The organism is Arsukibacterium sp. (genome assembly GCF_033722355.1).
Taxonomy (GTDB): domain Bacteria; phylum Pseudomonadota; class Gammaproteobacteria; order Enterobacterales; family Alteromonadaceae; genus Alishewanella.
In genome coordinates, this window is sequence record NZ_JAWVZF010000086.1 from 1 (window position 1) to 11,042 (window position 11,042).

Consider the following 11,042-nt stretch of genomic DNA (forward strand, 5'->3'; position numbering starts at 1 on the left):
CATGCCCGATTGCAGCGGGACTGTGTTGCCATAAGCGCGGATCAGTTGCGAATCCAGTGCTACCTGTACCCGGTACACTGGCTCCTGTACGGCGACAGGCATATCGACTTCATTCGGAAGCACGATAGCCTGCGCCGTTTTTATTACTTGCCCTTCATACAAACCAAAACGCTGGTACGGAAAGGCATCAAAGCGTAAGCGGGTGCGTTGGCCGGGCATAACAAAGCCATAGGCACGGGTCGGCACCAGCAAAATGGCTTGCAGCTGGGCGTTATCGGGCATAATGGTTAATAGTGGCAAGCCAACCCGCACATTGTTGCCAATTTCTGCCACCAGGTTGGTTACCCGGCCGCTGATGGGGGCAGTAATCAGCAGTTCGCCGCGGGCATTTAATTCGGTTTGTTGTTGCTTGAGGCGGGAAATATCGCTATCCATTAGTGCCAGCTGCTGTTCCCGCTCGCTGGGCAGGCGCTGTAGCAGTCCATTTAACTGAGCTAGCTGGGCTTTGTGGTTTTGCTCATTGGCATTAAGTTCGGCCAGTTGCTGGCGAATATTCAGCACCAGTTCCTGTTGTTGTTGCAGCTCAGTAGTGGAAATAGCGCCACGCTTATGTAACCTCTGAAAATCCTGCTGGCGCTGCTGATTTAACTGCAACCTTTGTTGTAACAAGTGCTGCTGGGCAGCAATATCATCCAGCAAATTGTGGCTGAGAGTTAAGCGATTGCGGTATTCAGTTTCCTGCTGGCTGAACTGGCTGAGTAGCTGCTGTTTGCGCAGGGTAACCAGTTCAGTTTGCTGCGCCAGCCCTTGAAACAAAGTGCCGGTCAGGCTGTCGCCAGCTGATAAATGCTCGGGAATGGTTACTAACGCCAACCGGTCGCCGGCCTTAACCTGCTGGCCGTCTTCCACAAACACTTGCTGAATAACCCCGGCACGGGATGACACGACTTTGGCCAGGCCGATATCGGGTTTCAGGTAACCGGTTACCGTTTCTTTGCGATTAAACGAGGTAACACTAAGAAACACCACTATAGCCACTACCACACAGAGTAAAATAGTGGTTAGCACTGTGCTGCTAAGCGGCTGGGCAATAATGACATCGCCGTCTAAACGGGCGCTTTGCTGCTTAACCGCATTGGCGCGAAATAATCCCTGCTCTGTCAAAACAGCCCCCCTCAACCATAATTGGTAACAAATGTTTATCTATTGTAATTTTTTTGTGTATACAGCATAAGGTTAAGGCGAGCAGTTTACTATATTCTTTTTTTCTATATGTTTATTACCTTAAGTTTAGATGAAAATTCAGCTCTTTAAATTCATAAACTTAATGGCAATGCTATTGGCCAATAAAAATTGTCTTTTACTCATTTTTTAATTTTTGAACGAAAAGTCGTTATGTTTTGTATGACTTATTTTTTAGCGTTGCAGAGGGCTAACGGGTTTGCCATGATAAAGACTATTTTTGTCTTTACCTTTAGCGGTGCACCAAGATGACTGAGTACAAAACTTTTAAAGCCGATGATGCGATAGCTTTTGCTGACGGACATAGCGAGCTGTTTGGCGAGCACAGTAAACTCAGTGCAGAAGAGATGAGTGACGGCGAACTGAATCAGGTGTTCCGGGTGGAAAATGATAAAGGCACATCGGTGATTGTTAAGCAGGCACTGCCCTATGCCCGCTGGGCTGGTGAAAGCTGGCCGCTGACCACCGACCGCGCACGGATTGAAGCCGAAGTGTTAAAATTGCACCGCCGCTTCTGCCCCGAACATACAGTAGAAGTGCACTATTTCGACCCGGAAGCCTGCGCCATATTAATGGAAGATTTAAAAGCCTACCGCATTCTGCGCACTGAGCTCAACGCCGGTAAAAAGTTTAACCATCTGGCAGCACAAATGGCGAAATACCTGGCCAACACCTTGTTTTATACCAGCGACTTTGTCATGAGCGGCGAGAACAAAAAAGCCGAGGTTGCGCGTTTTCTAAATCCGGAAATGTGTCTTATCACGGAAGATCTGGTTTTCACCGACCCCTACTTTAACCACGAACGTAACAATGTAGAGCACTCTATTCTGGATAAAGCCAAAAACCTCTGGCATGACGAAGCCCTGAAAGCGGAAGTCGCCATGCTAAAAGCCGGTTTTCTCAGTAAGCCGCAGGCGTTATTGCACGGCGATTTACATAGCGGCAGCATCTTTATCGATGAGCAAAGCTGCAAGGTGATTGATGCGGAATTTGGTTTTTTCGGCCCCGTCGGCTTTGATGTTGGCAGCTTATTGGGTAATTTGCTGCTGAATTATCTGGCCAGCCCGGGCCTGCATGACGCCGCGGATTGCAGTGAACAGCAAGCCTATTTACTGGATCAAGCCGAGCAGCTGTGGCTGCAATTCAGCGAAACATTTAGCGAACTGATGAGACGGGAAACCGAAGATCCGATGCTGGAAAGCCCCATATATCAGCAAAAGTTTTTGCAGCAGGTGTTTTCTGATGCCACAGGTTATGCCGGCTGTGAGCTTATCCGGCGCACCGTTGGCCTGGCTCAGGTCGCTGATATAGTCACTATCAGTGATGCCGGGAAACGGGCAGAGTGTCAGCTTAATGTATTAAAACTCGGCCGGGAGCTGATCATGCAGCGCAATGACCTTAGCAATATCAGCCAGTTACTTAATTTAGTGCGGTATCAGCAAACGGACTGAGCTGCCAGGTAAAGCCTTACTGACATTTATTACATCTGCTTACAATTAATCAACCTTGCTGGCCAGAACTGGCTGTCAGGCCCGTTTAGCTTATGGCAAACTGTATCGATTCTAACCACAAGCAGATAACGCGGATGATTACAGCGAATGGCCTTTATAAAAATTTTGGCAGCGGCGACAGTCAGGTGCAGGCACTGCGCGATGTCAGCCTGAGCATTGCTGAAAACGAATTTGTTGCCATTATGGGCAGCTCCGGTTCAGGTAAATCAACCCTGATGAATATTCTCGGTTGCCTGGATACCCCCAGCAGTGGCCAGTATCAGTTAGCCGGCCAGCTGATTGGCCAGTTAGATGATGTCAGTCTGTCAGCTATGCGTAATAAACATATTGGTTTTATATTCCAGTCTTTTCATCTGTTACCACGATTAACCGCTGCCCAGAATGTTGCGCTGCCGTTGCGCTACACCGATACTGAGCCACAGCACGCTATTGAGCGCGCCAATGCCCTGCTCGATCAGGTAGGCCTTGGCCATCGTAAAGAGCATAAACCCCATGAAATGTCTGGCGGTCAGCGCCAGCGCGTTGCCATTGCCCGGGCGCTGATTAACCGGCCCAAAGTTATTTTCGCTGATGAACCCACCGGCAATCTGGACAGCAAAACCTCAAAGGAAATTATGCAGCTGCTTAGCGATTTACATCAGCAGGGTAATACTATCGTCATGGTAACCCACGAAGATGAAATTGCCGCTTACGCCGGCCGGGTGATTCGAATGCGGGATGGCCAGATTATGGAGGACAGTGCATGTTCAACAGCACGTTCTGCCTGATAATAGTGTTAGCGATCACTACTAATGTGGCTGCCACGGAAACTGGCACTGAGCTGCCTCTGCTGCTCACTGGCACTTTGCAGTCAGCCGACCGGCAAAGTATCGTCGCACCGATGACCGACAACTGGCGGGTGCAGGTGCAATGGCTGCAAAGCGAAAGCGAACCGGTAAAAACCGGCGATTTAATTGCGGTATTCGATGCTGGTAATATTCAGGCGCAAATTGAACAGCTGAAAAGCAGCCTGATCAACCATCAGGAGCGGCTTAATCAACTGAAAAGCGAACACAAACAAGCCGTAATGGAGGCCGAATACGAGTTAAACCGCCGCCAGCTGTTACTGGAAAAAGCGGGCATTGATGCCAGTGTGCCATTGGCCAATTTAAGCCAGTATGACTACGAGCAGTATCAGCTGGAGCAAAAGCGCGCCCGCACCGAGGCCAGTAAAGCCGCCGAACAACTGGCTGTTGCCAGGATCACCGCCGAGGCTGCACTCACCAAACAACAGCTGCAAATTGAACAAACAGAGGCCGAGCTGACTGATGCTGAAAATCTGCTAAGCCGGATGAGTGTGTATGCTACTCAGGATGGCAACATCAGTTATGGTAATCACCCGTGGTACGGTACCAAAATTTATGCCGGCGTTACCGCCCAGCCGGGCTGGATTATCGCCGAGCTCAATCGCAAAGAGAATTTGTATATTGAAGCCTGGGTTCATGAAACTGACCTGCCCCGGTTGCAACAGGCCTCTTTATTACAGGCCCGCTTTGATATTGCCCCCGACCAGCCCTTTGCCGTAACGCTCAGCGAACTGGCACAGCAGGGTGAAAAGCGCCAGCGTTGGGGTACAGCCCTGTATTACAGAGCATCATTCAGTGCCGCCGCTTTGCCTATTGCCCGGCCTATGCTGGGCATGGGTATGTTGATTGAGGTCGCGACTGAATGATTAAAATACCATCTGTTTTATACCTTTTTAGTCTGGCGCTAAGCGCACTGCTGCTAAGCGCCTGCCAGCAAGAAGCCGCTTCCGGCCCGGCCAGCAGTGTGGTAGCCAGCCATGTGCGCGCTACCGGTGAGCTGACAGCGGCCAATTCGTTTAAAGCCTCCCCGCCCAGTGTCAGTAACATGTGGCAATACAACATTAAACAATTAGCGCCGGAAAGCAGTATGTTGTCTGAAGGGGCTGTCGTGGTGGCGTTCGATGCGCAGCGGCTGGTTGATGAACTGAATAATAAAAGTATCGAACTGAAAAGTGCCGAGCAGGAACTGGCCAATCGGCTTCGCGCCGACGAACAAACCTATGAAGAACTGAAACTTACGCTGGCCGAGCGCAAGATGGAATATGACCGCGAACAGCGTATCGCTGAAATTGTTGACCAGTCACGCTCGGCCAATGACCGGCGCAAAGCGCAAATCGATTTTACTATTGCTGACAATCAGTATCAGCTGGCACAGGCCAGGCTGGCCAGTCACCAGCAGCAAAGGGTGGCTGAAGAACAGATGCTGCTGGCCAAAGTCAGCCGGCTGCAGTCTGAAGTCAGTCAGTTACAACGCAATATTGCCAGCATGCAGGTAAAGGCGCCGTTTGCCGGCGTAATGGTATACAGCATGGGCTTTGATGGCGAGAAATTCTCAGTGGGCGACAGTGCCCAGTTCGGCCAGCCGGTGGCGGAGGTCAGCCAGCTCAACAGCCTGTATATCAAAGCCGAAATTGATGAAATCGATTTAAAGCTACTGAAGCCCGGCCTCACAGTGGAAGTGACACTGGATGCCTATCCGGAGCGGCGTTTTAACGGCCTGTTGCAAAGCCTGGGCAATGCGGTGCGTGATAAGTCAAATGACAACCTGCGCCGGGTGGTGGATGCCAGTGTCAGCCTGACCGATCTGGATACCGAATTAATGCGCCCGGGCATGACAGCAAGGCTTAATATCAGTGTGGCTGCAACACAAGGAGCGGACAGTGAGAATTAAACGATTGCGCTCGTTTAGCACAGCGGCTTTTATGCTGGGATTGCTGACAGCAACCGGCTGCACTGAGCCACCGTTACAGATACCGGTGTATCAGGTTAAGCCCGATACGCTGCTGCATAAAGTGCATACTGAAGGTGAGTTGTTTGCCGTTAACTCGGTGACCATCAGTGCCCCGCGCAACGTGCAGGGTCCGCGCTTTATTGCCAGCCTTGCCCGCGAATACAGCCCGGTAGCACCAGGCGATGTGGTGGTCACTTTTGATGCCACTCAGCTGGAGCGTTCCAAACGTAAAGCCAGTTCCAGCCTTGGCAGCGTGCAGGCCGACGAGCAACAAAAACTGGCCGAGCAACAAAAAGAGCAAACCGCCCTTGGCCTGGATCAGACCCTGATTGCTCAGGAATTTAATTTTGCCGACCGCTTCAGTATCGATGATGTGCAAATCCGCTCGCGGCTGGAAATTCTTGATTCCATGCAAAATAAAGAATATCTGGGCGAAAAGCAGGCATATCTGGGCTGGCAGGAACAAAGTTTCAGCCAGCGTAGCAAAGGTGAACTGGAGCTGTTGCAGTTGCAGCGCGGTCAGCAACAGAACCTGCTGCAACAAGCAGAAAGCGGTCTGGCCGGATTAGAGGTTAAAGCACCACATGCCGGTATTTTATTATTTGAAACCAACTGGCGTGGCGAAAAACCCGAAGTGGGTGGTATGGTGTTTCCCGGCTCGAAAATTGGCAGTATCCCGGACTTAAGTCTGCAGCATCTGAAGCTGCAGGTAATAGAGCAGGAAGCGATTGGTCTGGCAGCAGGGCAACGGGTCACCTTTTATCTGGCTGCCTGGCCGGATCAGGAACTCGGCGGTAGTATTGTCTCAGTAGCAGCGGTTGCTCAGTCTCGCGAGCGGCGCGACCCGCGTAAATACATTGAAGTGATTGTTGCCCCTGAGCAGCAAAGCCCTAATTTTATGCCCGGTATTAAAGTTATCGCCACGTTATGGGTAAATGAAAAGCCCGGAGTATTAAAAGTGCCACTACAGGCTATTTTCAGTGAACAGCAGCAGCTGTATGTCTTTAAACGCGACGGCCGTCAGTTTGTGAAACAGCCTATCAGCATTGGCAGCAAGAGCCTGAGCCACGCCGAGGTCAGCAGCGGCCTTGCTGCCGGTGAAGAAGTTGCCCTTATTAACCCGGAAAGCTGACGCCATGAAACATACGCCATTGATTAAAGATACCCTGGCCGAACTGGCTCAGCATAAATTGCGGACTTTTTTAACCCTGCTGGGCATGATCTTCGGCGTTGGCGCGGTTATCGCCATGCTGAATATCGGTGAAGGTGCCGAGCGCGAAGCGTTAAAAACCATTGAAACAATGGGGCTTCGTAACCTGATTGTTGAAGGGCGTAAGTTCGATGAAAAAACCCTGCAGGAGCAGCGCAAACACTCGCTGGGGCTGAACCAGAGCGACATTGATGCCGCTGTGGCCACCCTGCCCGGTGTTACGTCATACAGTGCCGAGCGCACCCTGGATACTGACAGCATATACAGCCACTCCGGCAAAAGTGATGGCATGGCTATTGGCGTTTCACCCAGCTATATGGCGCTGAGCAAACTGCAATTTATCAGTGGCCGTAATTTTACTGAACTGGAGAACCGGTACGCGGCCCAGGTCGCCATTTTAGGTGCACGGGTAGCTCAGAGTTTGTTCCCCAACGGCGATGCGCTGGGGAAACCGGTAAAAGTCAATCATGTCTGGTTGCAGGTAATCGGCGTGCTGGCTGAACCCTACGCCGGCAGTGATGAATTTCAGGGCATTAAACTGGGGGGTGAGCAAAACCAGCTGTTTATGCCGCTGAATACTGCCCTGACCCGCTTTAAAGCCGAGCCGTTAAGCGCAGAGTTAACATCTTTCCGGCTGCAGCTCAGTGAAGATGCCAATAATGCATTAAGTGCCCGCGCGCTGGATTATCTGCTGAAACAACGCCATAACGATATTGATGATTATAAGATTATCGTACCGGCCGCGTTGCTGGCCCAGCAGAAACAAACGCAGCAAATCTTTAATATTGTCATGTCGTGTGTCGCCGGCATCTCGCTGCTGGTTGGTGGTATCGGTATTATGAATATTATGCTGGCCACCGTACTGGAACGCACCAAGGAAATTGGCCTGCTCAGAGCAGTCGGCGCGACCCGGCGCGACATTAAAATTCAGTTTGTAGCCGAAAGCTTCGCCATCGCCATTCTGGGCGGATTACTGGGCATTGTATTTGGTATTTTACTGTCCGAGCTTATTGCTTTTTACTCTGATTGGGCGGTCAGCTGGTCGCTGTTAGCGATTGGTTTGTCGTTCAGTATTTGTGCGTTAATCGGCGTAGCCTTTGGCGTATACCCGGCGATTAAAGCGTCAGAACTGGACCCGATAACAGCGCTACAGAGCGAATAGTGAATTAGCGGTCAGCAGCGCTATAATCTGGAAAACTCATTAACGCTCAGGAGCCCCATGTTAACGACACGCTGTATCTGGCAACAGGCTGAACATAATGCCTTTACTGATCTTATCTGGTTTGGGCAGGCCTTATGGTGTGTATTTCGCGAAGGCAGCGCGCATGTGTCGCCGGATGGTGCCTTCAGGCTGCTGCGTTCGGCTGATCGGGGCCAGAGCTGGCACAGTGTGGCGCTGATCAGTGCCCGTGACGCTGATCTACGTGACGCCAAGCTGAATACTGATGCCAATGGCAACTTGTTATTACTGGGGGCGGGTGCCTTACATCACCCTGAGCAACATAGCCACCAATCTTATCTCTGGCAATCCGGCGATGGGTATAGCTGGTCTGCGGCGCAGCCTGTTGGCGAACCTGATATCTGGCTATGGCGCATGGTGTGGCAACAGCAACGTAGGTTATCACCTCACTGCTATGCTGTGGGTTACCGGGTGGGGCCGGATAAACTGGTGCGGCTTTATCATGGCTGCAGCCCCCTGAGGCTGACACCACTAGCTGATATGCTCAGCGGCAGCTACGCCAATGAAAGTGGCCTGCTATTCGAGCCCGATGGCACGGCATTGTGTTTACTGCGCCGCGACCCGGACCATGGCTTATTTGGCCAAAGCAAAGCACCCTATACCGACTGGCAGTGGCAGGATGTTGGCTGCCGGATTGGCGGGCCACAGTGGCTGCAACTCCCCGATGGCAAGCTACTGGCCTGTGTCCGGCTATATGACGAGAAAGTGCGTACCAGTTTATGCTGGATAGACCGGCAAAGCGGCAAGCTAACCGAATGGCAAACCCTGCCATCCGGTGGCGACTGCAGCTATGCAGGCATGGTGCTGCGCGACGATACCCTATATATCAGCTACTACTCATCGCACGAAGGTAAAACCGGTATTTATTTTTCTGAATTAAACTTGCCAGCGCACTGATGGCTCAGCCAGCGGATACCGGCTGAGCAGACTTCAGTTAATATTTAACACTGCAACCATAAGGCCGGGTAACTGCCGGATCGGGCGTATTGCCGGCCAGTACAGCGTTAGCGGCATTGGCAAAATACGGCGTGGCTTTGGCAATATCATCCACTTTGGCTGACGGAATACTGTCGATACCCCCCATGTACTGCAGTACCCCATTTTTATCAATAACATACATATGCGGCGTCGTTTTGGCATCGTAGGCTTTGCCCATCACCCCGCTTTCGTCAAACAGGATGGCAGTGGGCGCCGCATTGCGGCTGCGGGTCAGTTCTGCTGCTTTGGCGCTGTCGATATGGCCCTGCTTACCCGGCGCTGATGAAATAACACTGAGCCAGACCACATCTTTTGCCTGCATGTCCTGTTGCAGCTGCTGCATATTGCCGCTGTAATGCTTAACGACAAACGGGCAGTCATGGTTAGTCCATTCCAGTACCACATTTTTACCGGCAAAATCCTGAAGGCTATGGACTTGGCCGGTGGCATCTTTTACCGTAAAAGCCGGCGCTGGCTGACCTACCTGCGGCGCAGCTGCAAGTGTCGCTGCAAATAGCATGGCGCCAGCGGAAACAACGAGTTTTGCTAATTTCATAGTTATTGCTCCTGTTGCGTAATTGATTACAACTTAATTGTTGGCAGCTTATTGCTGACTCAGCCGCTCGAATGTTTGCCTGAGGGTATCAGGCGTTAAAATCTGCGGCAGCACCTGTGGCGGCTGCCCTGGCCAGTACAACACGTATAGTGGCACGCCATCGCGCTGATACTGCTGTAAATAAGCAGTAATATCGCTATCGCGCCGGGTCCAGTCACCTTTTAAATATGTGACGTTATAATCTGCCAACGCCGCTATGCTGCGGTCGGTATTCAGCGCGACCCGCTCGTTGACCAGACAGGTAATACACCAGTCGGCGGTCATATTAACCAGTACTGGTTTTTGCTGCTGGCGCAGCGCACTGAGCTTTTCCGGTGACCAGTTCTGCCAGTGCTGCTGGCTTTGCTGGCCGTCTGTACTCTGCGCCGGTGCCCGGCCGGCCACCAGCCATAACGTCATTAACGCCAGCAGCAGTAACATTGCCATCGCCAGCCGGTTAAGCCAGCCTGCACCAAGCTGCACCCGGCCCCATAGCCACAATGCTGCAGCGAGCGCTACCATACCAACCAGCAACAATGCCATGGCATCGATACCGGTCTGGCGGCCAAATACCCATGCCAGCCAGACTGCACTTAAATACAGTGGCCAGGCCAGCAGCTGTTTTAACGTCTCCATCCAGGCACCTGGCTTTGGTAACCGCCGAGCCAGTGCCGGAATATAGGCCAGCAGTAAAAATGGCAGCGCCATGCCGATACCCAGAGCGGCAAAAACCAGTAACGCGACCTGCGGGCTCTGGGTGACGGCATAACCCAGCGCGGTGCCCATAAAAGGCGCCGTGCAGGGGCTGGCAACAATGACGGCCAGCACCCCGGTAAAAAATGAGCCTTTTGCGCCACTTTTGGCAGTGAGCTCACCACCGGTATTCATTAAACCCAGACCAAACTGCACCAGCCCCGATAAACTTAAGCCTAATGCCAGCAGTAAATACGCCAGCAGGCCTACCAGCAAAGGGTTTTGTAACTGAAAGCCCCAGCCAATGGCATTGCCGGCTGCGCGCAGCGCAATAAGGATACCGGCCAGAGTCAGAAAGCTCAGCACCACACCTGTGCTGTAAAATAGCGCATCGCGTCGTTGCTGTTGCCGCTGCTGGCCGTTGCCGGCAATACTCAGCGCTTTTAACGACAGCACCGGGAATACGCAGGGCATTAAATTCAGGATCAGGCCACCGCCGGCGGCCATCAGTAAAATCAGCCATAGGCTGTCTGGCTTAAGCGTACCCCCGGTTACCAGAATTTCGGTGCTGCCGTCAGGATCTGCCGGCAGATGGCGATGTTGCAAGCTGACACTGTAGCCCTGGCCGCCGGCATCAACCAAGATCACGTCCACCTGCTGTGGCGCACTGCTGAAATAGGTATTGATAGCCTGTTGCAATAACCAGCCGTTTGCCTGCGGCACCAGTTGCTGAGGTGCCGCATGATCAACCAGCTCAGTCGCCGCGACAAAAAAAGC

The 11,042-nt window shown here is 52.1% G+C and carries 10 protein-coding genes; 7 read left to right on the top strand and 3 right to left on the bottom strand.

The features are described from left to right. The coding region (locus R3177_RS09220; RefSeq protein ID WP_318970744.1) for an HlyD family secretion protein at nt 1-1,164 on the bottom strand (1,164 nt) is incomplete at its 3' end. Nucleotides 1,165-1,490: 326 nt separating this feature from the next. Here R3177_RS09220 and mtnK point away from each other — a divergent pair. From mtnK to R3177_RS09255, 7 genes are all read left to right on the top strand, one after another. Further along, nucleotides 1,491-2,693: an S-methyl-5-thioribose kinase gene (gene mtnK / locus R3177_RS09225; protein ID WP_318970745.1), complete on the top strand. Its 1,203-nt coding sequence runs from the start codon at nt 1,491-1,493 to the stop codon at nt 2,691-2,693. 134 nt (nt 2,694-2,827) lie between these two features. Continuing rightward, on the top strand, nt 2,828-3,520 hold the full coding sequence (locus R3177_RS09230) for an ABC transporter ATP-binding protein (protein WP_413229081.1): 693 nt from the start codon (nt 2,828-2,830) through the stop codon (nt 3,518-3,520). After that, nucleotides 3,496-4,464 carry a multidrug transporter gene (locus tag R3177_RS09235; protein WP_318970746.1) on the top strand — a complete coding sequence of 323 codons (969 nt, stop codon included), beginning with the start codon at nt 3,496-3,498 and terminating at the stop codon, nt 4,462-4,464. The genes R3177_RS09230 and R3177_RS09235 overlap by 25 nt, the downstream gene beginning before the upstream one ends. Continuing rightward, nucleotides 4,461-5,489 (top strand): HlyD family secretion protein, encoded by a 1,029-nt coding sequence (locus R3177_RS09240; RefSeq protein ID WP_318970747.1) that lies wholly within the window; start codon nt 4,461-4,463, stop codon nt 5,487-5,489. The genes R3177_RS09235 and R3177_RS09240 overlap by 4 nt, the downstream gene beginning before the upstream one ends. Next, a complete protein-coding gene (locus R3177_RS09245) occupies nt 5,479-6,681 on the top strand; it encodes an efflux RND transporter periplasmic adaptor subunit (protein ID WP_318970748.1) in 1,203 nt (400 codons plus the stop codon). Before R3177_RS09240 ends, R3177_RS09245 begins: the two co-directional genes overlap by 11 nt. After that, the gene (locus tag R3177_RS09250) at nt 6,656-7,921 is read left to right on the top strand and encodes an ABC transporter permease (protein ID WP_318970749.1); all 1,266 of its coding nucleotides are present in this window, start codon (nt 6,656-6,658) and stop codon (nt 7,919-7,921) included. Before R3177_RS09245 ends, R3177_RS09250 begins: the two co-directional genes overlap by 26 nt. Nucleotides 7,922-7,978: 57 nt before the next feature. Then, nucleotides 7,979-8,896, top strand: a complete 918-nt coding sequence (locus tag R3177_RS09255; RefSeq protein ID WP_318970750.1) for an exo-alpha-sialidase — start codon at nt 7,979-7,981, stop codon at nt 8,894-8,896. A 37-nt stretch (nt 8,897-8,933) separates the two neighbouring features. Here R3177_RS09255 and R3177_RS09260 read toward each other — a convergent pair whose 3' ends face one another. Both R3177_RS09260 and R3177_RS09265 read right to left on the bottom strand, forming a co-directional pair. Then, nucleotides 8,934-9,533: a redoxin domain-containing protein gene (locus R3177_RS09260; RefSeq protein WP_318970751.1), complete on the bottom strand. Its 600-nt coding sequence runs from the start codon at nt 9,531-9,533 to the stop codon at nt 8,934-8,936. A 48-nt stretch (nt 9,534-9,581) separates the two neighbouring features. Beyond that, the coding region (locus tag R3177_RS09265) for a protein-disulfide reductase DsbD family protein (RefSeq protein ID WP_318970752.1) at nt 9,582-11,042 on the bottom strand (1,461 nt) is incomplete at its 5' end.

Excerpts from the sequence above, each read along its gene's own strand:
- mtnK (WP_318970745.1), top strand. The coding sequence starts at position 1,491 with ATGACTGAGTACAAAACTTTTAAAGCCGATGATGCGATAGCTTTTGCT.
- R3177_RS09235 (WP_318970746.1), top strand. The coding sequence starts at position 3,496 with ATGTTCAACAGCACGTTCTGCCTGATAATAGTGTTAGCGATCACTACT.
- R3177_RS09240 (WP_318970747.1), top strand. The coding sequence starts at position 4,461 with ATGATTAAAATACCATCTGTTTTATACCTTTTTAGTCTGGCGCTAAGC.
- R3177_RS09255 (WP_318970750.1), top strand. The coding sequence starts at position 7,979 with ATGTTAACGACACGCTGTATCTGGCAACAGGCTGAACATAATGCCTTT.
- R3177_RS09230 (WP_413229081.1), top strand. The coding sequence starts at position 2,828 with ATGATTACAGCGAATGGCCTTTATAAAAATTTTGGCAGCGGCGACAGT.
- R3177_RS09260 (WP_318970751.1), bottom strand. The coding sequence starts at position 9,533 with ATGAAATTAGCAAAACTCGTTGTTTCCGCTGGCGCCATGCTATTTGCA.